This window comes from Microbacterium sp. SLBN-146, assembly GCF_006715145.1.
Classification (GTDB): domain Bacteria; phylum Actinomycetota; class Actinomycetes; order Actinomycetales; family Microbacteriaceae; genus Microbacterium.
Genome location: NZ_VFMR01000001.1, coordinates 3,575,822 through 3,598,428 on the forward strand (window position 1 = coordinate 3,575,822; position 22,607 = coordinate 3,598,428).

The 22,607-nt window shown below is 68.9% G+C and carries 20 protein-coding genes; 13 read left to right on the plus strand and 7 right to left on the minus strand.

Features of this window, described 5'->3' with window-relative positions; translation table 11 throughout:
- The first annotated feature begins 55 nt into the window (after positions 1–55).
- The 4 genes from FBY39_RS16185 to trpS are packed head-to-tail and all read left to right on the plus strand — an operon-like array spanning position 56 to position 4,462.
- Positions 56–1,258, plus strand: coding sequence for an MFS transporter (locus tag FBY39_RS16185; RefSeq protein ID WP_141933687.1), 1,203 nt, complete (start codon positions 56–58; stop codon positions 1,256–1,258).
- 9 nt (positions 1,259–1,267) lie between these two features.
- Positions 1,268–2,509, plus strand: a complete 1,242-nt coding sequence (locus FBY39_RS16190) for a YihY/virulence factor BrkB family protein (RefSeq protein ID WP_141933689.1) — start codon at positions 1,268–1,270, stop codon at positions 2,507–2,509.
- Between the two features lie 59 nt (positions 2,510–2,568).
- Complete coding sequence (locus FBY39_RS16195; protein WP_186336972.1) at positions 2,569–3,429, plus strand: exodeoxyribonuclease III; 861 nt, start codon at positions 2,569–2,571, stop codon at positions 3,427–3,429.
- A 28-nt stretch (positions 3,430–3,457) separates the two neighbouring features.
- Entirely contained in the window at positions 3,458–4,462 is a 1,005-nt protein-coding gene (trpS, locus tag FBY39_RS16200; protein ID WP_141933693.1) for a tryptophan--tRNA ligase, read from the plus strand.
- A 108-nt stretch (positions 4,463–4,570) separates the two neighbouring features.
- Here trpS and FBY39_RS16205 read toward each other — a convergent pair whose 3' ends face one another.
- Positions 4,571–5,434 (minus strand): type IV toxin-antitoxin system AbiEi family antitoxin domain-containing protein, encoded by an 864-nt coding sequence (locus FBY39_RS16205; protein ID WP_260838041.1) that lies wholly within the window; start codon positions 5,432–5,434, stop codon positions 4,571–4,573.
- A gap of 223 nt (positions 5,435–5,657) precedes the next feature.
- Between FBY39_RS16205 and FBY39_RS16210 the strand changes: the two genes are divergently transcribed.
- Together FBY39_RS16210 and FBY39_RS16215 are read left to right on the plus strand one after the other, a co-directional pair.
- Entirely contained in the window at positions 5,658–6,224 is a 567-nt protein-coding gene (locus FBY39_RS16210) for a GNAT family N-acetyltransferase (protein ID WP_141933695.1), read from the plus strand.
- Positions 6,225–6,267: 43 nt separating this feature from the next.
- The gene (locus FBY39_RS16215) at positions 6,268–7,128 is read left to right on the plus strand and encodes an Fpg/Nei family DNA glycosylase (protein WP_141933697.1); all 861 of its coding nucleotides are present in this window, start codon (positions 6,268–6,270) and stop codon (positions 7,126–7,128) included.
- Positions 7,129–7,137: 9 nt separating this feature from the next.
- On the opposite strand, the gene glpK is transcribed toward FBY39_RS16215, so the two are convergent.
- Together glpK and FBY39_RS16225 are read right to left on the minus strand one after the other, a co-directional pair.
- Positions 7,138–8,676 carry a glycerol kinase GlpK gene (glpK, locus tag FBY39_RS16220; protein ID WP_186336973.1) on the minus strand — a complete coding sequence of 513 codons (1,539 nt, stop codon included), beginning with the start codon at positions 8,674–8,676 and terminating at the stop codon, positions 7,138–7,140.
- 52 nt (positions 8,677–8,728) lie between these two features.
- Positions 8,729–10,435 (minus strand): glycerol-3-phosphate dehydrogenase/oxidase, encoded by a 1,707-nt coding sequence (locus tag FBY39_RS16225; protein ID WP_141933701.1) that lies wholly within the window; start codon positions 10,433–10,435, stop codon positions 8,729–8,731.
- A 94-nt stretch (positions 10,436–10,529) separates the two neighbouring features.
- Between FBY39_RS16225 and FBY39_RS16230 the strand changes: the two genes are divergently transcribed.
- The 6 genes from FBY39_RS16230 (at position 10,530) to FBY39_RS16255 (ending at position 15,706) form a co-directional block, all read left to right on the plus strand.
- Complete coding sequence (locus FBY39_RS16230) at positions 10,530–11,489, plus strand: sugar-binding transcriptional regulator (protein WP_141933703.1); 960 nt, start codon at positions 10,530–10,532, stop codon at positions 11,487–11,489.
- Between the two features lie 314 nt (positions 11,490–11,803).
- Positions 11,804–12,832: a bifunctional diaminohydroxyphosphoribosylaminopyrimidine deaminase/5-amino-6-(5-phosphoribosylamino)uracil reductase RibD gene (gene ribD, locus FBY39_RS16235; protein ID WP_141933705.1), complete on the plus strand. Its 1,029-nt coding sequence runs from the start codon at positions 11,804–11,806 to the stop codon at positions 12,830–12,832.
- Entirely contained in the window at positions 12,832–13,524 is a 693-nt protein-coding gene (locus FBY39_RS16240; RefSeq protein ID WP_141933707.1) for a riboflavin synthase, read from the plus strand. The genes ribD and FBY39_RS16240 overlap by 1 nt, the downstream gene beginning before the upstream one ends.
- On the plus strand, positions 13,521–14,798 hold the full coding sequence (gene ribA, locus FBY39_RS16245) for a GTP cyclohydrolase II (RefSeq protein ID WP_141933709.1): 1,278 nt from the start codon (positions 13,521–13,523) through the stop codon (positions 14,796–14,798). Before FBY39_RS16240 ends, ribA begins: the two co-directional genes overlap by 4 nt.
- The gene (gene ribH / locus FBY39_RS16250) at positions 14,795–15,271 is read left to right on the plus strand and encodes a 6,7-dimethyl-8-ribityllumazine synthase (protein WP_141933711.1); all 477 of its coding nucleotides are present in this window, start codon (positions 14,795–14,797) and stop codon (positions 15,269–15,271) included. Before ribA ends, ribH begins: the two co-directional genes overlap by 4 nt.
- Before the next feature lie 75 nt (positions 15,272–15,346).
- Positions 15,347–15,706, plus strand: a complete 360-nt coding sequence (locus FBY39_RS16255; RefSeq protein WP_141933713.1) for a Fe-S protein — start codon at positions 15,347–15,349, stop codon at positions 15,704–15,706.
- A gap of 103 nt (positions 15,707–15,809) precedes the next feature.
- Here FBY39_RS16255 and FBY39_RS16260 read toward each other — a convergent pair whose 3' ends face one another.
- From FBY39_RS16260 to FBY39_RS16270, 3 genes are read right to left on the minus strand one after another with little or no spacing between them, the layout of a single operon-like run.
- Complete coding sequence (locus FBY39_RS16260; protein WP_141933715.1) at positions 15,810–16,622, minus strand: ABC transporter permease; 813 nt, start codon at positions 16,620–16,622, stop codon at positions 15,810–15,812.
- A gap of 5 nt (positions 16,623–16,627) precedes the next feature.
- Positions 16,628–17,503, minus strand: a complete 876-nt coding sequence (locus FBY39_RS16265; protein WP_141934309.1) for an ABC transporter permease — start codon at positions 17,501–17,503, stop codon at positions 16,628–16,630.
- A gap of 32 nt (positions 17,504–17,535) precedes the next feature.
- The gene (locus FBY39_RS16270; protein ID WP_141933717.1) at positions 17,536–18,477 is read right to left on the minus strand and encodes an ABC transporter ATP-binding protein; all 942 of its coding nucleotides are present in this window, start codon (positions 18,475–18,477) and stop codon (positions 17,536–17,538) included.
- A gap of 123 nt (positions 18,478–18,600) precedes the next feature.
- Between FBY39_RS16270 and FBY39_RS16275 the strand changes: the two genes are divergently transcribed.
- Positions 18,601–20,508, plus strand: coding sequence for an ABC transporter ATP-binding protein (locus tag FBY39_RS16275; protein ID WP_141933719.1), 1,908 nt, complete (start codon positions 18,601–18,603; stop codon positions 20,506–20,508).
- A 170-nt stretch (positions 20,509–20,678) separates the two neighbouring features.
- Here FBY39_RS16275 and FBY39_RS16280 read toward each other — a convergent pair whose 3' ends face one another.
- Positions 20,679–22,547 (minus strand): phosphoenolpyruvate carboxykinase (GTP), encoded by a 1,869-nt coding sequence (locus FBY39_RS16280; RefSeq protein ID WP_141933721.1) that lies wholly within the window; start codon positions 22,545–22,547, stop codon positions 20,679–20,681.
- Positions 22,548–22,607: the final 60 nt, after the last annotated feature.

Here is a 22,607-nt window from a genome sequence, read left to right on the forward strand (position 1 = left end):
TACGAGCCTCCCAGGGGGCTGTGCCGGAGCGACGGTGTCGTGGCACGATGAGCGGATGCCGCATGCCTCCCGCGCACGACTCCCCCTGACGCCTGCGACGGAGCGCCTCGCGCGAGTGGCGGTGACGGGCGCGTACGCGGCTCAGGGTCTCGGCTACGCCGTCGTCGTGACGTCGCTTCCGGCGCTCAAACTCCGGCAGGGCGTCGACGACACGGTCGTCTCGCTCATCGTCCTCGGCGTCGCGCTCGCGGCGGCGGGCGGATCCGTTCTCGCCAATGCCGTCGCGGTGCGCTTCGGGAGCCGCGCGTCGCTCGTCCTCGGGCTCGTCGTGCAGAGCATCGCGCTTCCCGTCATCGCCTTCCCGACGCCCTTCGGCGTCTTCGTCGCGGCATGGGCCGTCTTCGGTATCGGACTCGGCTGCGTCGACGCTGCGGCTGCGATGCAAGGCGTCACCGTGCAGCGCAGCTACGGACGCCACCTCCTCGGAAGCTTCTTCGCCGCCGCCACCGTCGCGGCGATCATCGGCGCCCTCCTCGTCTCGGCGATCGCGCTCTCGGCAGCCGCGGCCGGCATCGCGATCGTGACCGCCGCCGTCGTCGCCCTCGCCGCGGCGCTCTTCGGTGCGCGGCATTTCGCACGCGACGAGCCGGTCGACGAAGCCCTCCCCCGCGCCGAGCGATCGATCCTCCCCCGCGCGGGGATCTGGGCCTTCGGACTCGTCATCCTCGCCGTCTTCATCGCCGACTCCGCCGTGAGCACATGGAGCACGGTCTACCTCGCAGACGACCTCTCCGCGCTCGCCTGGGTGGCTCCCCTCGGCTACGCCGCGTATCAGGGCGTCGTCCTCATCTCGCGACTCGCGACCGACAGGCTCATCCCGCTCGTCGGACGGGCACGGCTCGTGGCATCCTCCTCGGTCCTCGCGGCGATCGGCTGCGCACTCGTCGCCCTCGTGCCGGTGCCCGCCGTCGCAATCGCCGGCTTCGCGATCGCGGGGCTGGCCAGCGGCATCCTGCTCCCCGTGACCTTCGGCGCAGCGGGCGACCTCGACCCCGCTCACAGCGACCAGGTCATCGCGCGCGTCAATCTGTTCAACTACGCCGGATCGATCCTCGGCGCCGTCGTGCTGGGCCTGCTGGCGGATGCACCGGGGCTCGGACCGGCGTTCCTGCTTCCGGCCGTCGCACTCGTGGCGATCCTCTTCTTCGTACGCTGGTTCCGCGATCCGGCGAGGGCTGCGGCATCCGCTCCTCGCTAATCTGGCAGGGTGACTGACCGCCGATCGCCGAATCCGTCGAAAGACGACGACGCGCGCGCGGTCGACACCACGGACGACGCGACGCTCCGCGCGCGGTGGGAAGCGACGCAGGAGAGCCTGCGCGAGCGCTTCGACGCGCCGATCAGCCGCGCGACACTCATCACGAAGCGGACGCTGGGCTGGTTCCCCGTCCGCGTGTGGCGGCATTTCCTCCAGCACAACGGCTTCCTCCTCGCCGCGGGGGTGAGCTACCAGGCGCTCTTCGCGATCTTCGCCGCGATCTACGTCGGCTTCGCCGTGACTGGTCTTTGGCTCGGCGGCAGCGAGGAAGCCATCGATGGCCTCATCAACGTCATCAACAGCTACATCCCCGATCTCATCTCCGACGACCCCGGCACGGGTCTCTTCACGACGGCACAAGTGACGCAGATCGCGACGGAGAGCGCCGGCGTCCTTGGAGTGACGGGAATCATCGCGCTCGGGACGGTCATCTGGACCGCGATCGGATTCGTGACCTTCGCGCGCCGGGCCGTGCGAGACATCTTCGCGATCCCGCCCGATCGCCGCAGCTATTTCCTCCTCAAGGCCCGCGACCTCCTCGCCGCCGTCATCTTCGGAATAGCGCTCCTCCTGGGTTCCGCGGCGACGTCGATCGGCACGTGGGCGCTGAGCCTCATCTTCGATCTCTTCGGAGTCTCGCTCGACACGCAGTGGTACCAGGTGAGCCTTCGCCTGGCATCCATCGTCGTCTCCTTCGTGCTCTACTCGAGCGCACTCGCGGCCCTCGTGAAGTTCCTCACGGGGGCTTCTCTGCACTGGCGGCAGGTGTGGCCGGGCGCCCTCCTCGGCGGCGGGGCCGTCACCGTCCTCCAGGTCGGTGCGGGATTGCTCCTCAGCTACACGCCGACCAACCCTCTGCTCGCCACGTTCGCGATCTTCGTCGGTCTGCTCCTCTGGTTCCGGATCGTCGGCGTCATCATCCTCGTGGCATCCGCGTGGATCGCCGTCGCGGCATCCGACAAGGACCTGCCACTACTGGAACAGACGGAGGAGGAGCGGCGGGCCCGCGAGCACGAAGCCCTGATCGTCGCGGCGCGGGTGCGGCTGCGGACGGCACGGGAGGAGCGCGAGAAGGCCCCGTGGTACCGCAAATGGCGAGCCGAGCGCGCCGTGCAGGATGCCCGCGAACGCCTCTCCGACCTCGAGGCGTCGGCACCGCCGCCTCCTCGACGCGGTTCACTCTTCGACTGACGCGGATGCCGACGCCGGTGTCGGTGCCGGTGTCGGTGCCCGCGGCTAGGCTGGCGGGCGTGTCTCGCCGTGTCCGCATCGCCTCTGTCAACGTCAATGGAATCCGCGCCGCCGCCCGCAAGGGCATGCTCGCCTGGCTCGAGGAGGCAGACGTCGACATCATGGCTCTTCAAGAGGTTCGGGCGACGCGCGACGAGCTCGCGACCGCTCTCCCGGGCTGGAATCTCGTCAACGACGAGGCGCTCGCCAAGGGTCGCGCCGGTGTCGCGGTGGCATCGCGGTCCGAGTGGCTCGACGTCCGGCGCGTCCTCGGTGATGACGAGGCCCTCGATTCCGCCGGGCGGTGGCTCGAGGTCGACTTCGACGTCGAGGGCGAGCGCCTCGCGGTCGTGAGCGCCTACGTTCCGACGGGCGAGGCCGACACCGCCAAGCAAGATGCGAAGTGGGCGTTCCTCGATGCCATGGAGAAGCGGATGCCGCAGCTCGCCGCCGCATCGCCCCTGGCCGTCGTGATGGGCGATCTCAACGTGGGTCATCGCGAGTTCGACATTCGCAACTGGCGCGGGAACGTCAAGAAGGCCGGATTCCTCCCCCGCGAGCGCGCGTACTTCGACCGGTTCCTCGGGGAGGCCGGCGAACCCGTCGTGGGCGTCGACGGTTCGTCCGGACTCGGCCTCGGCTGGGTCGACGTCGGCCGGCGGTTCGCGGGCGATGTCGACGGCCCCTACACGTGGTGGTCCAACCGGGGCAAGGCGTTCGACAACGACACGGGCTGGCGGATCGACTACCACCTCGCGACTCCGCTGCTCGCCGATCGGGTGAGCAGCTACCGCGTCGTCCGCGCCCCGTCGTGGGACACGCGGTGGAGCGACCATGCGCCCGTCGTGGCCGACTACGCGCTGGGGCTCGCGGCATCCTGAGTCACGCCGCCGCCCGTAGGATCGAGGAGTGAATAAACCGCGTCTCTACTCCGGTATGCAGCCCTCTGCCGACTCCCTCCAGGTCGGCAACTACATCGGCGCTCTCCTGCAGTGGCGCGATCTGCAGGAGTCCTACGACGCCTTCTTCTCCGTCGTCGATCTCCACGCGCTCACGCAGCCGAACGATCCCGCAGAGCTGCGCGAGAAGACGCGGCGAACGGCGGCTCAGTACATCGCGGCGGGGATCGAGCCCTCGAAGTCGACGCTCTACGTTCAATCGCATGTGTCCGCCCACCCCGAGCTCGCGTGGGTGCTCTCGACGATCACGGGGTTCGGCGAAGCAGGGCGCATGACGCAGTTCAAGGACAAGTCGACCCGCTACGGCTCCGACGCCACCTCGGTGGGGCTCTTCACCTACCCCGTCCTCATGGCGGCCGACATCCTGCTCTACCAGACCGACATCGTGCCGGTCGGTGACGACCAGAAGCAGCACGTCGAACTCACGCGAGACCTCGCGGAGCGGTTCAACTCACGCTACGGCCAGACGTTCACGGTCCCGATGCCGGTCATCCAGCAGGACACCGCGCGCATCTACGACCTGCAGAACCCGACGTCGAAGATGTCGAAGTCGGCCGAGTCCGATGCGGGAACTCTGTGGCTCCTCGATGACCCGTCCGTCTCGGCGAAGAAGGTCATGCGTGCCGTGACAGACTCCGATGGAACGGTGCGCTACGACCGGGAGAACAAGCCGGGCGTCTCGAACCTCCTCGTGATCTATGCGGCGCTCACCGGTCGGCAGATCCCCGCGATCGAGGACGAGTATGCCGGTCGCGGCTACGGCGACTTCAAGAAGGGCCTCGCCGAGGTCGTCGTGAACGAGTTCGGTCCCGTGCGCCAGCGCGCGCTCGATTTGCTCGACGACCCCGCAGAACTCGATCGCGTCCTCGCCGCCAACGCGGCGAAGGCCCAGGCCGTGGCCGACGAAACCCTCTCGGACGTCTACGACCGCGTCGGCCTGCTCCGTCGCCGCTGACTCGCACCACAACTCCGCCTGACTTCCGGGCCCGGCCCGGCGCACCTCTGAAACTGACAGGCTTGCCGGGCTGTCATCGAAATCCAGGCGGAGCTATGACACGCTGCGTCAGAACACGCGACATCCGTCGTGCACGCGAAGCAGCCCCCGGAGCGCGGCGAGGACGTCGGCGGGGCGATACATGATGTCGGCGGCGGTGAGCCGCAGGGTGACGTAGCCGTAACTCGCCATCACGAGGTCTCGATTGCGATCCTTGATCTGCTGCTGCCAGTCCGAGTGGAACTGCTTGCTGTCGCATTCGATGACCAGCCAGTCATCGACCAAGATGTCCACGAACCCAACCCTGTCGAACGACGCCTGTAGCTCGACCTGGCAGCCCAGGGCCCGCAGAATGAGCCGCACCAGCGTCTCGGGACCGGACTGTGCACGACCGTCGATCAACCCCCGCAGTACCGCGAATCGTCGTGGTAGGGCACCGAAGATCGTGTCGATGTCGTCCGGCGACACCAGTCCGAGGTTCAGGGCGCTGTCGATGGTCGCAACCGCATGGCGCGGCGGGAGACAGTGCACGGCCTGCAGGACGGCATCGACGAACGACACACGCGCCCCGGTCGAGGCGTCCGGCTCGAGAAGGGGCAGCCAGTGAAGTCGCTGTGAACGGACCGCGCGTGGCTCGAGTCGGGGAACGGATCGGTTGGCCGAACGGAGACGACTGGCCCCGGCGAGCGCATGCACATGCACGCGCTCGTTCGCGAAGACGAACACTCCGTTCATCTGAAGGAGGCTCAGGCAAGTGAGCCGCCCGCCAATCCGGACGGCGTCTTTGAGTGGCTCCGGCGCATCAGGGTGCACGTACCTGTCACGGCGCAGGCGCACGAGTTCGCCGGACGCGAGCAGACGAGCGAGGGACCGGCGCGTGATCCCCATCGCCAGCAATGCCTCGCGCGTATAAACGTCGTGGTTCGCGATCATGGGTCCCACCGTGGTGGCCTCAGGGTCCGCGCGGGCGGGGTGAGGGCGGATCTGGGGATATCCGGACCCGCACCCAGGACTGTGGAGAAGGCGACGGGTGTGTCACAACTCCGCCTGGAATTTCACAGCACCCACCCCGATCGCCGAGATCCCGCCTCCGCCTCAGGGTGCCGATGCGGGCGAGGCGGAGTTGTGGCACAGTGCCGCCGGGTAGCCTGGCGGCGTGGAACCCGTGACCCTGCACACCGAACGTCTCGTCTTGTCCGTTCCCGTCGAGGGCGATATCGACGCCATCTTCGAGGCCTGCCAGGACGCCGAGATCCAGCGCTACACGACCGTCCCGTCGCCCTATGAGCGCTCGCACGCCGAGGGTTTCGTCTCCACGGTCGCGGGCAGGTGGGAGAGCGGCGTCGAGCAGACCTGGGCGATCCGCGACGGCGACGAACTCGCCGGGATGATCGGCCTGTACCACCACGGTCGCGGCGCCGTCGAACTCGGCTACTGGGTGTCACCGGGCTCGCGAGGACGTGGGGTCCTCACCGAGGCGGCCGCAGCCGTCGTCGACTGGGGATTCTCGCCAGAGGGCCTGAACCTCCCACGCCTCGAGTGGCGTGCCGTCGTGGGCAACATCGGGTCGGCGCGCGCCGCGCGACGTCTGGGGTTCCGCTACGAGGGCCTCCTCCGGCAGGGGCTCTCGAGCCATCGCGGACGTGACGACGGGTGGATCGCCGGCCTCCTCGCGACGGACGACCGGACGCCGCAGGACTGGCCCGTCCTCGACGGCGCCTGACGACAGCCGCACCGGCGTCGGAGCCGCGTGGCAGGATGGGCCCATGCCCGAGATGCCCGAGGTCCAAGGGCTCGTCGACTTCCTCCGCGAGCGCCTCGTCGGACGCACCATCACGAAGGTCACCGTCGCGAACATCGCGGCACTGAAAACATACGACCCGCCGATCGACCGGCTCGTCGGGTGCGAGGTGACGGATGCCGTGCGCCACGGCAAGTTCATCGATCTGGCCACGACGGGGCCCCACCTCGTTTTCCACCTCGCGAAGGCCGGATGGCTGCGGTTCACGGACCGGATGCCGCCGACGGTCATCCGCCCGGGGAAGACCCCCATCGCGCTGCGGGTCGTCTTCGACGACGACTCGGGGTTCGACCTCACCGAGGCAGGCACGAAGAAGTCGCTCGCGATCTCCGTCGTCCGCGAGCCCGACAGCGTGCCGGGCATCGCCCGGCTGGGTCCCGACCCGCTGGCCCCCGACTTCGATCGCGAGACGTTCGGACGCTTGCTCGAGGGCCGCCGCACGCAGATCAAGGGCGTGCTCCGCGACCAGTCGATCATCGCCGGGGTCGGCAACGCCTACTCCGACGAGATCCTCCACGCCGCGAAGATGTCGCCGTACGCGATGGCCGCGAACCTCTCCGACGCCGATATCGACCGGCTCTTCGCCGCGCTGCAGTCGACTCTCGCGGAGGCGGTGGCCGCGGCATCCGGCAAGCCTCCCGCCGAGTTGAAGGACGCGAAGCGTCGAGGGATGCACGTGCACGGACGCCGCGGAGAAGCGTGTCCCGTGTGCGGCGACGAGGTGCGGAGCGTGTTCTTCGCCGACAACTCGCTCGAGTACTGCCCCACGTGCCAGACGGGCGGGAAGATCCTCGCCGACCGGCGGCTCTCGCGGCTGCTGAAGTAGCGGAGAGAGTCAGTCGCCCGTCGTGCCCATGAGGGTGCGGGCGTCGTCGTCGACCCAGTCGAGCGACTTCGAGACCGCCTTCTTCCACTGGCGGTAGCGGCGCTCCCGCTCGTCCTCGTCCATCTGCGGCTCGAACCTGCGGTCCTCACGCCAGTGGGTGCGGAGATCGTCGAGCGAGTCCCAGACCCCCGTCGCGAGTCCCGCGGCATAGGCAGCGCCGAGCGCGGTCGTCTCGACGACGCGGGGACGCACGACCGGGATGCCGAGGATGTCGGCCTGGAACTGCATGAGGGTGTTGTTCCGCGTCATCCCGCCGTCGACCCGCAGCTCGGTGAGATCACGGCCGGAGTCGGCGGCGACCGCCTCGATGACGTCACGGCTCTGGAAGGCCGTCGACTCCAACGCCGCGCGCGCGATGTGCCCCTTGTTGACATAGCGCGTGAGGCCGACGAGGGCCCCCCGCGCGTCGGGGCGCCAGTACGGGGCGAAGAGCCCGGAGAAGGCGGGCACGAAGTACGCACCGCCGTTGTCCTCCACCGTGGCAGCGAGTGCCTCGACGTCTTCCGAGCGCTGGATGATGCCGAGGTTGTCGCGCAGCCACTGCACGAGCGAGCCCGTCACGGCGATCGATCCCTCGAGGGCGTAGTGGGCCGGCTCGTCGCCGCGGCGGTACGCGACCGTCGTGATGAGACCGTGCTGCGACCGGACGATCTCGGTGCCGGTTCCGACGAGGAGGAAGTTGCCGGTGCCGTAGGTGTTCTTCGATTCGCCGTCGCCGAAGGCGGCCTGGCCGAAGGTCGCCGCCTGCTGGTCGCCGAGGATGCCGGCGATCGGGATGCCCCGCGCGACGCCGGGAAGCTGCACGTCGCCCACGATCTCGGACGACGACCGGATCTCGGGCAGCATCGCGCGCGGAATGCGCCAGACGGCGAGCATCTCGTCGGACCAGTCGAGCGTCTCGAGGTCCATGAGGAGAGTGCGGCTCGCGTTCGTGACGTCCGTCACATGGATGCCGCCGCGGCTTCCGCCCGAGAGGTTCCAGACGACCCACGTGTCGGGCGTCCCGAAGAGGAGGTCCCCCGCCTCCGCGGACTCACGCGCGCCCGGGACGTGGTCGAGGATCCACGCGAGCTTGGACGCCGAGAAGTACGTCGCGAGGGGAAGGCCCGTCGTGCCGGCGAAGCGGTCGACACCGCCGTCGGCGATGAGCGCGTCGATGCGCGGCTGCGTGCGGGTGTCCTGCCAGACGAGTGCATTGTGGACGGGTCGCCCCGTGCGTCGGTCCCACACGATGACCGTCTCACGCTGGTTCGTCACTCCGGCGCCGGCGATGGCTCCCGCCGACAGGCTTGCCTGCGACAACGCGGAAGCCACAACCCACTCGGTGTTCGTCCAGATCTCGACGGGGTCGTGCTCGACCCGCCCTGCGCGGGGAAGGATCTGCTGGTGCTCCCGCTGGGCCGTCGACACGATGTGCCCCGCGTCATCGAAGATGATCGCGCGCGTCGACGTGGTTCCCTGATCGATCGCCAGAACGTGGTCTGCCACTGGTTCTCCTCTTCGAGTTGCGCCGTCGAGCCAGGCTACCGACGTCGAGCGGTCACGCCTGCGCGTTCTCGGCGAGCCACGCCGGGTCGGCGGCGTGAACCCGCGCGAGCCCGCGGTCGACTTCGGCACATGTCGTCTCGGCATCCCAGCCCATGACCGGCGCGATGGCCTCGGCGATCTCGCGGGCCGATTCGGCCGTCACGGCACCCGTGAACGCGAGGCTCGTCCGTCGCAGGAGGACGTCGTCGAGGTGCACGACCTGCTCGCTCCGCGCGAGGTGTCGCAGCTCGCCGCTGCTGTAGGCCGGCACGGTCGTGAGCGGCGCGTCGTCGGCGTCGGCAGCGATCGCCTCGATCACCTGCGCCGCAACGGTTCCGTAGCGGTCGAGCAGTGTCGCGGTCCGCACCATTCCGAGGCTCTCCTCGTGGTCGGCGACCCACTGGTGACGCGCGCGCTCGGTCGTGGGGTAGCCGCGCCCGCCGCCGATGGACAGCCCTCGCGTCGACCGGCGGCGCGGCCGGGCCAACAGGTCGAGCGCACGATCGGCGAGATGCTCGGCGGATGCCCGGAAGGTCGTCCACTTGCCGCCGACGAGGCTCAAGACGGTCGCGCCGTCGCTGCCCTCGAGCTGCTGCGACTCGACGCGGTAGTCCCTCGAGACGAAGCCCGGCGCGACGTCTCCGTGACCGGGAAGAGGCCGCACGCCCGAGAAGCGATAGACGATCTTCGAACGGTCGACCTTGATCCTCGGAAGGACGTGCGAGATGAGCGAGAAGAAGTAGTCCACTTCCTCTTCGGTGCAGACGATCGGGTCGGCCATGTCGTGCTCGAGATCCGTCGTTCCCACGAGGACGCGCCCCTTGAGGGGGTAGATGAGCACGATCCGGCCGTCTTCGTGCTCGAAGAACAGCTCTCGTCCTCCCGTTGCGGCGAGGAGCTCGGGATCGTCGATGACGATGTGCGATCCCTTCGTGCCGCCCATGTAGGTCGTGGGGTCGTCGAGCGCCGCGTTCGTGAGGTCGGTCCATGGCCCCGAGGCGTTGACGATGACGGATGCCGCGAAGGCGACGTCCTCACCCGTCTCGTCGTCGCGCAGGACGACCTTGCCGTCGCGGGTTCCCGCTGCAGCCGTGTAGTTCGCCGCACGTGCATTCGCGCCACCGGCCTCCCGGCCGTCGCGGAGCAGGTCGAGGGCGAGCCGCTCGGGGTCGTGGAGGGAGGCATCCCAGTAGGTGGCGGTGTACTTCACGGCCGGATTGAGGTGCGGCAGAAGCGACAGGGAACGGCGGCGTCCGTGGAAGGCGTGCCGCGGAACCCGGCCGCCACCGCGCGAGAAGGAGTCGTAGATGACGAGGCCGACCTTGATGAGCGCGGCGCCGCGCTCGCGCGGCTTGCCGCTGCCGTGACGAAGGAAGCGCAGGGGTGCGCTGAGGACCCCCGAGAACGTCGAGTAGATCGGGATCGTGGTCTGGAGCGGGCGAACGTAGTGAGGTGCCGTGCGCAGGAGGGCGTTGCGCTCCGTGACCGCTTCGTGCACGAGACGGAACTCGCCGTTCTCGAGGTAGCGGATGCCGCCGTGGATCATGTGGGATGAGGCCGCCGAGGCGCCGCTCACGAAGTCCGCACGGTCGACGAGAGCGACGTCGACCCCCTGCAGCGCGAGATCGCGGAACGTCGCGAGGCCGTTGATTCCGCCCCCGATGATGAGGACGTCGGCGTAGGGCCGGTCCTTCAGCTCGTCGAATCCGCGACGCGTCATGCTGCACTCCCGTGTCTCGTGGTGGCTTCGTGGTCCATTGTCACACCGATGGTCGTTCTTGCATCCACCTTGCACATATGTGCAGGATTGCCTTATGGAGGACATCGACGACTCAGGGCTCACGCAACGCGCGCTCACCGCTGCGCACCTCTACTACGTGCAGGAGCGCACGATGGAGGCCATCGCGGCGGAGCTGGCGACATCCCGCTCGACGGTGTCGCGTCTGCTCGCACACGCGCGGGCGACGGGCATCGTCGACATCCGGGTCCGCTCGCCGTTCGACGCACCGCAGCGGCTCGAGGAGAGCATCGCACGCCGGTTCGGAGTCGTCGCCCACGTCGTCCCCGTCGCCGATGACGCGAGCGAGGTCGACCGACTCGAACGCGTCGCCGTTGCCGCGGCGCACCTCCTGGGTGAGATCATCCACTCCGACATGACGATCGGCGTCGCGTGGGGGGCGACGACCGCCGCGATGAGCCGCCGGCTGGTTCCCAAGTCGGTGCGCGGGACGACGTTCGTGCAGCTCAACGGGTCGGGGAACACGAAGACCACGGGACTCCTCTACGCCAGTGAGATCCTCAGTCGGTTCGCCGCTGCCTACGGAGGGAGCGCGCAGCAGTTCCCCGTCCCCGCCTTCTTCGACGACCCCGCCACGAAGCGGGCGATGTGGCGCGAGCGCAGCACACGCCGGATCCTCGCGCTGCAAGAGGCGATGGATCTCGTCGTCTTCAGCACCGGATCGGCGGATTCGCGTGTGCCGAGCCACGTGTACTCGGGCGGCTACCTCGAGCCGCGCGACCTCGAACGACTCGAGGCGCAGTCCGTCGTCGGCGATGTCGCGACGGTGTTCTACCGCGCCGACGGTTCGAGTGACGGCATTCCGCTCAACGACCGCGCCACCGGTCCCCGCTTCGACGTCCTCCGCCGTGTCGAGCGCCGCGTCTGCGTCGTGTCGGGGGTCTCCAAGCTCGCGAGCCTCCGCGGTGCCCTCGCCGCCCGCCTCGCGACGGAGATCGTGGTCGACGAGGCGACGGCACGGGCGCTCACAGAGTGACGACACCGCTCTCTGTGGTCATTCACGGTCACGGAATGAAACCGCGCTACCGGCGTTGACTACACTCGTGAGCATCGACGTGCTCCGGGGTCGGTGAGAATCCGAACCGGCGGTGATAGTCCGCGAGCTGTGGCATCAGCATCCGAAAGGATGCCGCCACGGCTGACCCGGTGGAAATCCGGGACCGACGGTGATGCGATGGGAGACCATCGCTAGTCCGGATGGGAGGCAGCACGAGCGGCACCGGCGAGCCCGGGCGCCGAGCGTTCCCCTTTTCCGGATCCGTCGGTCTGAAACCTGGACGGGGAGAACGGATGCCGGCGAACACCGCGGAGAGCGCTGCGATGGAGCGCGCGTTCTCGCTCGCCCTTCGAGGCCCTCGCGGCATCAATCCGCAGGTCGGCGCGGTCATCCTCTCGCCCGACGGTGACATCCTCGCCGAAGGCTGGCACCGCGGTGCCGGGACGCCGCACGCCGAAGTCGACGCCCTCTCGAAGCTCGCGCCCGGTGAGGCCGGCGGAGCCACCGCCGTCGTGACGCTCGAGCCCTGCAACCACACGGGTCGCACAGGCCCCTGCTCCGAAGCGCTCCTCGACGCGGGCGTGGCGCGCGTCGTCTACGCCGTCGATGACCCCGGCGACGCGTCCTCCGGTGGGGCCGAGCGCCTCCGCGCGGCGGGCGTCGAGGTCGAGGCGGGCGTGCGCGCCGACGAAGGCCGTGCGCTGCTCCGCGACTGGCTCGAGGTCCAGCGGCTGGGCCGCCCGCGCGTGACCGTCAAGTGGGCGCAGAGTCTCGACGGCCGAGCGGCTGCCGACGACGGCACGAGCAAGTGGATCACGGGACCGGTCGCGCGCGCCGACGTGCATGTGCGGCGCGCCGGGGCCGACGCCATCGTGGTCGGCACGGGCACGCTCCTCGCCGATGACCCGGCCCTGACCGCGCGACAGCCGGACGGAAGCCTCTCCGATCACCAGCCGCGGCCGGTCGTCCTGGGCGCCCGGGCTGTTCCGGCGGCCGCCGCGGTGCACCGGCATCCGCTGCCCCTCCTGCACCGCGACGGCCGCGATCTCGCCGCCGTTCTCGAGGAACTCGGCGGCCTCGGTGTGCAGCGCGTGTTCGTCGAAGGAGGTCCCACGCTCGCGAGCGCCTTCGTGCGCGCAGGCTTCGCCGACGAGGTGCTCGCCTACATCGCTCCCGTGCTCCTCGGCGGAGCGCGACTCGCACTAGGAGATCTCGGCGTCGACACGATCGCGCAGGCGCGTCGCCTGTCCGTGGCATCCGTCGAACGACTCGGCGACGACCTGCTCATCGTCGCCACCATGCAGCATGAAGGAGAGAACTGATGTTCACGGGAATCGTCGAAGAGGTCGGCGAAGTCACCGCCGTCACGGCATCGGGCGACGGCGTGCGACTCACCGTTCGCGGGCCGAAGGCCGTGACGGACGCCGCGCACGGCGACTCGATCTCGGTGTCCGGCGTGTGCCTGACCGTCGTGGAACAGGGCCCCGACTGGTTCACGGCCGACGTCATGCGCCAGACGCTCGACATGTCGACGCTCGCCTATGTGAGCCCCGGGCGTCGCGTCAACCTCGAACGCGCGACACCCGCGCACGGACGTCTGGGCGGCCACATCGTGCAAGGCCACATCGACGGCACCGGCGAGGTCCTCGAGGTGCGGCCGGGCGCGGAGTGGCAGGTGCTCCGCATCGCGCTTCCCGCCGAACTCGCGCCGCTCGTCGTCGACAAGGGCTCGATCGCTGTCGACGGCGTTTCGCTCACGGTGAGCGCCGCTTCGGACGCGCCGACGGATGCTGCATCGGCGGCGACCGACGCGTGGTTCGAGGTCTCCCTCATTCCCGAGACGCTCGCCGCGACGACGCTCGGCGACCGCACCGCCGGCGAGAGCGTGAATCTCGAGACCGACATCCTCGCGCGCCACGTGCAGCGCCTCCTCGCCTTCGCTCCTTACACACCCACGACCGATCCGATCGCCACGAAAGACCGGACCGCCACGAAAGAAGGGGGCTCGAAATGAGCCTTTCCGCCATCCCCGACGCTCTCGCCGCGCTCACCGCCGGGCGACCCGTCATCGTCGCCGACGATGAGAACCGCGAGAACGAGGGCGACATCATCCTCTCGGCCGAGCTGGCCACGCCCGAGTGGCTCGCCTGGACCATCCGGTGGTCGAGCGGGTTCATCTGCGCACCCATGCCCGCCGACTGGGCGGACCGCCTCGATCTGCCTCCCATGGTCGCCAACAACGAGGACTCGCGAGGCACCGCCTACACGGTCAGCGTCGACGCGGCCGACCGCGCGTCGACCGGGATCAGCGCGTCCGACCGCGCCCACACTCTCAACGTGCTCGCCCACCCGGGATCGACGCCGACGAGCGTCATCCGGCCGGGACACATCCTTCCGCTGCGCGCCGTCGACGGTGGCGTCCGGGAACGCGCCGGCCACACGGAGGCCGCCGTCGAGCTCATGAAGCTCGCGGGACTCTCCCCCGTCGGCGCGATCGGCGAGGTCGTCGACGAGGACGGCAGCATGATGCGTCTGCCGGGTCTCATCGAACTAGGCGAGCGGGAGAACATCCCGGTCATCACGATCGAGCAGCTCATCGACTACCTGAACGAGACGGACCCGACGGATGCCGCGGAACACGCGACCGCCCGTCGCCGCGTGAGCCTCCGCGCCGAAGCCAAGGTGCCGACCTCGCACGGGGAGTTCCGCTTCCTGGCCTACAAGGACCGCGTAACCGGTACGGATCACCTCGCGATCGTCTCGGGCGAGCTGAACGATGACGCGCCGCTCGTCCGCGTGCACTCCGAGTGCTTGACGGGCGAGGCGTTCGGCTCGCTGAAATGCGAGTGCGGACCTCAGCTCGACGCGGCGCTCGACGCCATCGAACAGGATGGCGGCGTCGTCATCTACATGCGCGGACACGAGGGTCGCGGCATCGGACTCATCAACAAGCTGCGCGCCTACAGCCTGCAGGAGCGCGGACTCGACACCGTCGACGCGAACCTCGCACTCGGTCTCCCGGCCGACGCCCGCGACTACGCCGCCGCAGCAGGAATGCTCGCCGACCTCGGCATCAGCAAGGTGCGTCTGCTCACGAACAACACCGACAAGGTCCACCAGTTGCGCGGCCTCGGCCTCGACATCGTCGAGCAGGTGCCGCTCATCGTCGGGGTCGGCCCCAACAACCACCAGTACCTCGAAACGAAGCGAGACCGCATGGGACACATCATCGACGAAGGCGAGCTGCGCAACGCCCTCGCTCAGCTCCACGAGGGAGTCGAGCGATGAGCGCGTCGGGAGTCCCCCAGCCGGGCGAACCCGTCGACGCGAGCGGACTCGACGTCGTCGTGATCGCCGGAACATGGCACGACGTCATCACCGACGGGCTGATCGGCGGCGCGGAACGTGCCCTCGTGGCATCCGGAGCCTCGTGGCGACTCGTGCGCGTTCCGGGTTCGTTCGAACTCCCCGTCGCAGCGAAGGCTGCCCTGGATGCCGGTGCGGATGCCGTCGTGGCGCTCGGCGTCATCATCCGGGGTGGCACACCGCACTTCGAGTACGTGTCGTCGGCGGCGACCGACGGATTGACGCGCGTCGCGATCGACACGGGCAAGCCCGTCGGCTTCGGCGTGCTGACACTCGATGACGAGCAGCAGGGGCTCGACCGCGCGGGTCTCGAGGGATCGCACGAGGACAAGGGCTACGAGGCCGCCGACGCCGCCGTGCGCACGGCGCTCGTCCTGCGCGCACTGCGCGGCTGAACCGAACGGCTGCCCCGACGCAGCTGAGGCGGGCCTTGCTGGCGGGAAGGCGGGCGGAGGCCTACCGTGACGAGTATGGAAATCCTCCGCCACATCGTCGTGTTCGTGCACCTCACCGGCTTCGCGCTCCTTTTCGGCGCATGGGCCGTCGAGGCGTTCAGTCGTCGGTTTCAGATCAACCCCGTCATGAACCTGGGGCTCATCCTCGCGGCCGTCGCGGGGCTCGCTCTTGCCGCGCCGTGGGGCATCTCCTACGACCTCAACTACGCCAAGATCGGCGTCAAGCTGGTCGTCCTCCTCGTGATCGGGGCGCTCATGGGCATCGGAGCGGCCCGCGCGCGAAAGAGCGGCAACGGCGCCGTCGCCCCCGCGGTCTTCTGGGCGATCGGACTTCTCACGCTCGCGAACGCCGCGATCGCCGTCATCTGGCGCTGACCCTCCCCCTCCCCCCAACGGCAATCGACTTGTCGTATATGCGCCGCACGATGACGGTTTCGACGGCATATACGACAAGTCGATTGTGTGTATGGGGAGGAGGTTAGTCGAGGAAGAGAGCGCGGAGGCGCTTCGTCGTGAAGACGAGGCCCGCCGCGATCATCACGACGAAGTACAGGATGTGCCAGAGCATGGCGGCGCTCAGGTATCCCGTCGTCAGCCCTCGCACGAGTTCGACACCGTGCCACAGCGGGAACGCCATGATGACCCCCTGCACCCACTCGGGGTAGATCGTGATGGGGTACAGCGTCGCCGAGAAGAGGAACATCGGCAGCAGCACGAAGTTGATCCAGTCCATGTGCTGGAAGGTCTTCATGTAGCTCGTGACGGCCATCCCGACGCTCGCGAACCCGAACGCGATGAGCAGGACGGCGGGGAGGGCGAGAAGCGCCGTCCACGCGAGGTTGAGACCGAGCAGCTGCATCACGACCATGAACCCGGTCGCGTAGAGGGCGCCGCGGAGGAGCGCGTAGAGGATCTCGCCGAGAGCGACGTCGAGTGGTCCGAGCGAGGTCGCGAGCATCCCCTCGTACAGCCGCCCGTAGTGGAGCTTGAAGAACACGTTCCAGGTCGAGTCGTAGATCGCGCCGTTCATCGCCGACACCGCGAGCAGGGCGGGCGCGATGAAGGCCGCATAGGGAACCTCGATGCCGCCCGACGTCTGCACATCGCCGATGAGGACGCCGAGTCCGAGGCCCATGGATGCCAGATAGAAGACCGGCTCGAAGAACCCCGACAGCACGACGACCCAGCTCGAGGATCGGGCCGCGACGAGTCCGCGCTGGACGACCGCCTGAGGGTTTCCCGCCCAGAGCGACCGCACGCCGCCCGAACGGGTCGCGGTGCCCATCGTCATCGTCGTCACTTCGCGAGCCGCCTTTCGAACAGCCGCCGGGCGACGATGAGCCCGCCGAGCGTGAGGAGCAGCAGGTATCCGACGTGGACCGCGATCATGCCGGGCGCGGCCTCTTTGCCGTAGGTCACGATGCGGCCGAGCTCGGTCGCGTGCCAGAGAGGCGAGATCCATCCGATCGACTGCAGCCAGAGCGGAAGGGTCGCGAGCGGATAGAACGTGCCCGAGAAGAGGAACATCGGCATGAAGATGAAGCGCTGGACGAGTGCGAACTGCCCTTTGTCGTCTTCGATCGATGCCGCGTATGCCATGAGGGGAATGCCGAAGGAGAGTCCGGCGACGAGGCCGATGACGACCGAGATCCACGCCGTCGCCGGCCGGATCGCGTCGGGCTGCAGCCATGCGAAGAACAGCACGATGAAGCCGAAGTAGAGGACGACCGTCACGGCCATGCGCGCGGCCGCGCCCAGCACGACGCCGTTCGCGATCTGCCCCGACGACAGCGGGGAAGCGTTGAAGCCGTAGAAGTAGCGCCGCCACTTGAACCCCGCCATGACGGGGTACGTGAACTCTTCGGATGCCACGGCGATCGCCGACGTCATGAGCAGAGCGGGTGCTACGAACACGAGGTAGGGCACCTCCTGCCCGCCGTCGACGACCGGCACGTCGATGATCGCGGCGAGCCCGACGGCGAGGCCGAGGAGGTAGAGGACCGGCTGGCCGAAGGCGCCGACGATGATCGTCCACCCGTACGCGCGCATGGCGCGCACCATGTGCTCCGTGACGTACCAGGAGCCGCGGGCGCGCGGCTTGCGGCCCCACTCCAGCGCCTCCGCGCGGAGCTCGTCGAGCGTCGGGCTCTGTACGGCCGCGGGCTGCGGCATCCGTGATCCGGCTGCACCTCCCGAGAGATCGCTCATTCGATCAGCGACCTTCCCGTCAGACGGAGGAAGACGTCTTCGAGGCTCGAACGACGCACGAGCGACGTCACGGGGTGCAGCTCACGCTCCGTGACCTGTTCGAGAGCGGCCTCGCCGTCGTGCGCGTACACGAGCACCCGGTCGGGCAGCACCTCGACGCGATCGCCGATTCCCTCGAGCTGCGGCGCGACCTGTTCGTTGCGGTCGGAGCCGAAGCGCACCTCGAGGACCTCCCGGCTCGAGTACTGCCGGATGAGCGACGCCGGCGTGCCCTCCGCCATGATCCGGCCCTTGTCGACCACGACGAGTCGATCGCACAGCTGCTCGGCCTCATCCATGTAGTGGGTGGTCAGAACGAGCGTCGTGCCGCGCTCCTTGAGTCGGAACAGGCGGTCCCACAGCACATGACGGGCTTGCGGATCAAGACCCGTCGTGGGTTCGTCGAGGAGCAGGATCCGTGGGTCGTTGATGAGGCCACGAGCGATCGTGAGCCTCCGCTTCATGCCGCCCGACAGCTGATCGACCCTGCTCTTCGCCTTGTCTTCGAGCTGCGCGAAGGCGAGCAGTTCGTCGGCCTTCTCGTGGCACACCTTGGCGGGGAGCCCGAAGTAACGGCCGTAGATGAAGAGGTTCTCGCGCGCGTTGAGCTCGCCGTCGAGGTTGTCCTGCTGCGGAACGACGCCCAAGCGCGAGCGGATCTCGGGACCGTGGCGGTCGGGATCGAGGCCGAGGATCGAGAGGTCGCCCGACGTCCGTGTCGAGACGGCGCCGACCATCTTCATGGTCGTCGACTTTCCCGCACCGTTCGGGCCGAGAAGGCCGAAGGACTCACCCGGTGCGACCTCGAAATCGAGGCCGTCGACGGCCGTGAACGCGGGCTTGCCCTTGACCTTGTAGGCCTTGACGAGGTTCGCTGCGGCGATGACGGGTTCTGGCACCGGATCACACTACCTCCGGCCACCGACACCGTCTCGTCGGCTCGTGCTCCCCTCGTGTCGAAGCACATCGTCCACACGAAGTACGGTCGAGGGTGAACCCTGCCGCACCACCGAGGGAGAACCATGTCGATGACCCGTCCGGGGCGCGGTCGCCGTGCCGCGCAGGAAGGCCCGCGCGCGAGCCTGAAGCAGCTCCTGCCGTTCCTTCTCGAACAAAAGCGCGTCCTAGTCGTCGTCGCGCTCCTGAGCATCGTCGGCGCCGTCACGACGCTCGCCCAGCCGGCGCTCGTAGGCCAGGTCATCGAGCGCGTGCAGGAGCAGCAGCCCCTCGAGAGCCTCGTCTGGCTCATCGTCGGACTCGTCGTGGCATCCTCGCTCATCTCGGGATACCAGCACTATCTGCTGCAGCGGACCGGCACCGCGGTCGTCTACTCGAGCCGCCGCCGGCTCATCTCGCGCATCCTGCACCTGCCGATCTCCGAGTTCGACGCACGACGCACGGGTGATCTCGTGTCGCGGGTCGGCACCGACACGACGCTGCTGTACGCCGTTCTGACGCAAGGACTCGCCGACGCGATCGGCAACTCGCTGATCTTCCTCGGGGCGCTCATCGCGATGGCGCTCATCGACTGGGTCCTCCTGGCGCTCATCGTCCTCGTCATCGGGGTGTCGATCCTCGGGGTCACCGTGCTGTCCGGGCGTATCCGCGCCGCGACGGCCGAGCAGCAGGTCAAAGTCGGCGAACTCGCATCGGGCGTCGAGCGAGCCGTCGGCTCGATCCGCACGGTGCGCGCGTCGGGGGCGACGGAGCGCGAAGTCGCGTCGGTGACCGAGCGAGCGACCGACGCCTACCGTGTGGGGGTCCGGATCGCGAAGGTCTCGGCGCTCGTCGTGCCCGTCGCGGGCATCGCGCTGCAGGTGTCGCTCCTCGTCGTCCTAGGCGTCGGCGGCTTCCGCGTGGCATCCGGAGCCATCACGATCGCCGCTCTCGTCACCTTCGTGATGTTCCTCTTCCTCCTCGTCGGTCCGCTCGGTTCGTTCTTCGGCGCCATCACGTCGGTCAATCAGGCGCTCGGGGCACTCGGTCGGATCCAAGAGGTGCTCGATCTGCCCACCGAAACCGACGACGACGCTGCCATCGCCGCGCGCGTCCCGGCGGAGTCGACGTCGGGATCGGCCCCCGCGCTCGAGTTCCGCGACGTGCGCTTCGCGTACCCCGCAGACGTCGTTGCGGCGCGGCGCAAGGTCGAGACCGAGGCGTTCGCGATGCTCGAGTCCGCGCACGTCGACACGTCGGCGGTCACCCTTCCGGATTCTGCCCGGCCCGCGGCATCCCCCGCCGACGACTCTCACGACGTCCTGCGGGGGGTGTCGTTCTCTGTGCCGCGGGGCGCCCGCGTCGCGCTCGTCGGCCCCTCGGGCGCCGGAAAGAGCACGACGCTGTCGCTCATCGAGCGCTTCTACGACCCGACGGACGGGGCGATCCTGCTCGGCGGTATCGACGTGCGAGCGCTCGATCGCGACGACCTGCGGGCACAGCTCGGGTACGTCGAGCAGGATGCTCCGACTCTCGCCGGCACGATCGGCGACAATCTGCGGCTCGCGTCACCGAACGCGACCGACGCCGAGTGCGAACGGGTTCTGCGCGCCGTCAATCTCGGCGATGTGCTGGATCGGAGCGAGCTCGGGCTCGACGCGCCGGTCGGCGAGTCGGGCGTCATGCTCTCGGGCGGCGAGCGTCAGCGGCTCGCGATCGCGCGTGCCCTCCTCGCCGCTCCCCCGATCCTGCTGCTCGACGAGTCGACGTCGTCGCTCGACGGGCTCAACGAGCAGCGGATGCGCGAGGCGATCGACGCCGTAGCATCCGGGCGAACGCTCGTCGTGATCGCCCACCGCCTGTCGACCGTCGTCGACAGCGACCTCATCGTCGTGCTCGACCAGGGGCGCGTCGTCGGCCAGGGCACCCACTCGGAGCTCGTCGCCTCGACCCCGCTCTACCGCGACCTCGCGAAGCACCAGCTCCTCGTTTGACGCACGCGCATCCCGCGGTTCACTTGCCTCAAAGGGCGAGGTGGGATGCCGCGAGGCCACCATTCAAGACAAGTGAACGCCGTCCCGCCGCACGCGCGCATCCGCTCACTTGTCTCAAAGGGCGGGGTTGCCCCCTCGGAACCCGCCCTTTGAGACAAGTGAAGCGAGGGTCAGGCGCGCTGGAGGCGGTAGCGGAGCGCCGCGAGTTCGGCCCACAACGGCGCGGGCACGCGGCCCTCGAAGGTCTGGAAGAACTCCTCCGTCAGGTCCGCCTCGCGTAGCCACGATGCGGGGTCGATCGCGAACAGCTCGGCCATGTCGGCATCCGTCACGGCGATGCCCTCGATGTCGAGGTCTTCCGCTCGCGGAAGGCGTCCGATCGCGCTGTCGATCCCGGGAACCTCGCCCTCGATACGGCGGATGATCCAGTCGATGACGCGGGCGTTGTCTCCGAAGCCGGGCCACAGGAAGCGACCGTCCGACCCTTTGCGGAACCAGTTCACCTGGAACACGCGCGGCGCACGATCGAATCGCAGCTTCTGGCCGATCTTGAGCCAGTGGCCGAAGTAGTCGGCCATGTTGTAGCCGCAGAACGGCAGCATCGCGAACGGGTCGCGGCGGAGCTCCCCGACGGTGCCCTCGGCGGCGGCAGTGCGCTCCGACGAGATCGTCGAACCGAGGAAGACGCCGTGGGTCCAGTCGGTCGCCTCGACGACGAGCGGGACGTTGGTCGCCCGTCGACCACCGAAGAGGATCGCATCGAGGGGCACGCCCTCGGGCGAGTCCCAATCGGCGGCGATCTGCGGGCACTGCGCCGCGGACACCGTGAAGCGCGAGTTCGGGTGCGCCGCGGGGCGTCCCATCGCGGGGGTCCAGGGGTTGCCCTGCCAGTCGGTGAGCTCGGCGGGCGCCTCGTCGGTGAGCCCCTCCCACCACACGTCACCATCGGGTCGGAGGGCGACGTTCGTGAAGATCGTGTTGCCCCACAGCGTCTCGACCGCCGTCTGGTTGGTCGACTCGCCCGTACCCGGAGCGACTCCGAAGAAGCCCGCTTCGGGGTTGATCGCCCACAGGCGTCCATCCTCCCCCGGGCGGAGCCACGCGATGTCGTCGCCGAGCGTCTCGACGCGCCAGCCCGGAATCGTGGGCTTGAGCATCGCCAGGTTCGTCTTGCCGCACGCGGAGGGGAAGGCTGCCGCGACGTGGTACCGGCGCCCCGCCGGATCGATGACGCGGATGAGGAGCATGTGCTCGGCGAGCCACCCCTCGTCGCGTCCGATGACCGAGGCGATGCGCAGGGCGAAGCATTTCTTCGCGAGGATCGCGTTTCCGCCGTATCCCGACCCGTACGACCACACCTCGAGCGTCTCGGGGAAGTGCACGATGTACTTCTCGTCGTTGCACGGCCACGCATCGCTCTTCTGTCCCGGCTCGAGGGGGGCGCCGACGGAGTGCACGGTCTTCACCCACGGCGCTCCGCCGGCGATCTCGCGCAGCACGTCGGTTCCGACGCGCGTCATGACCTCGATGGATGCCACGGCGTAGGGGCTGTCGGTGATCTGCACTCCGATGTGCGAGAGGGGTCCGCCGACGGCGCCCATGGAGAAGGGCACGACGTACATCGTGCGGCCCTTCATCGAACCGGCGAACAGCGGCGTGATGGTGGAGCGGATGTCGTCGGGTGCTGCCCAGTTGTTGGTGGGTCCGGCGTCCTCTTCGCGCTCCGAGGCGATGAAGGTGCGCGCCTCGGTGCGAGCGACGTCGCTCGGGTGCGAGCGGGCGAGGTACGAACCCGGGCGCCACTCGGGGTTGAGCTTGATGAGGGTGCCGTCCTCGACCATCTGGCGGAGGAGGGCATCGTTCTCGGCGCGCGAGCCGTCGACCCAGTGGATGCGGTCGGGCTGCGTCAGCGCGGCGATGTCGTCGACCCACGCCGTCAACCCCTCGAGGCCGGTGCCGAGGGGTCGCATGCCGAAGGCGCGCGGGCTCGCGGTCGCGGCGGAGTCGGCGGGACGGGTGAAGATGTCGGCCAGGGCCATGGGACGCTCCTCTATCGATTCGGGGACAGAACCGTGTTCTCCTCCACTTTGACGAGAGAT

Bases quoted from the DNA above. Each gene is read 5' to 3' on its own strand.
- FBY39_RS16185 (WP_141933687.1), top strand. From the start codon at position 56: ATGCCGCATGCCTCCCGCGCACGACTCCCCCTGACGCCTGCGACGGAG.
- FBY39_RS16205 (WP_260838041.1), bottom strand. From the start codon at position 5,434: ATGATCGCGAACCACGACGTTTATACGCGCGAGGCATTGCTGGCGATG.
- FBY39_RS16215 (WP_141933697.1), top strand. From the start codon at position 6,268: ATGCCCGAGATGCCCGAGGTCCAAGGGCTCGTCGACTTCCTCCGCGAG.
- FBY39_RS16225 (WP_141933701.1), bottom strand. From the start codon at position 10,435: ATGACGCGTCGCGGATTCGACGAGCTGAAGGACCGGCCCTACGCCGAC.
- FBY39_RS16230 (WP_141933703.1), top strand. From the start codon at position 10,530: ATGGAGGACATCGACGACTCAGGGCTCACGCAACGCGCGCTCACCGCT.
- ribD (WP_141933705.1), top strand. From the start codon at position 11,804: ATGCCGGCGAACACCGCGGAGAGCGCTGCGATGGAGCGCGCGTTCTCG.
- FBY39_RS16240 (WP_141933707.1), top strand. From the start codon at position 12,832: ATGTTCACGGGAATCGTCGAAGAGGTCGGCGAAGTCACCGCCGTCACG.
- ribA (WP_141933709.1), top strand. From the start codon at position 13,521: ATGAGCCTTTCCGCCATCCCCGACGCTCTCGCCGCGCTCACCGCCGGG.
- ribH (WP_141933711.1), top strand. From the start codon at position 14,795: ATGAGCGCGTCGGGAGTCCCCCAGCCGGGCGAACCCGTCGACGCGAGC.
- FBY39_RS16255 (WP_141933713.1), top strand. From the start codon at position 15,347: ATGGAAATCCTCCGCCACATCGTCGTGTTCGTGCACCTCACCGGCTTC.
- FBY39_RS16260 (WP_141933715.1), bottom strand. From the start codon at position 16,622: ATGACGATGGGCACCGCGACCCGTTCGGGCGGCGTGCGGTCGCTCTGG.
- FBY39_RS16265 (WP_141934309.1), bottom strand. From the start codon at position 17,503: ATGCCGCAGCCCGCGGCCGTACAGAGCCCGACGCTCGACGAGCTCCGC.
- FBY39_RS16275 (WP_141933719.1), top strand. From the start codon at position 18,601: ATGTCGATGACCCGTCCGGGGCGCGGTCGCCGTGCCGCGCAGGAAGGC.
- FBY39_RS16280 (WP_141933721.1), bottom strand. From the start codon at position 22,547: ATGGCCCTGGCCGACATCTTCACCCGTCCCGCCGACTCCGCCGCGACC.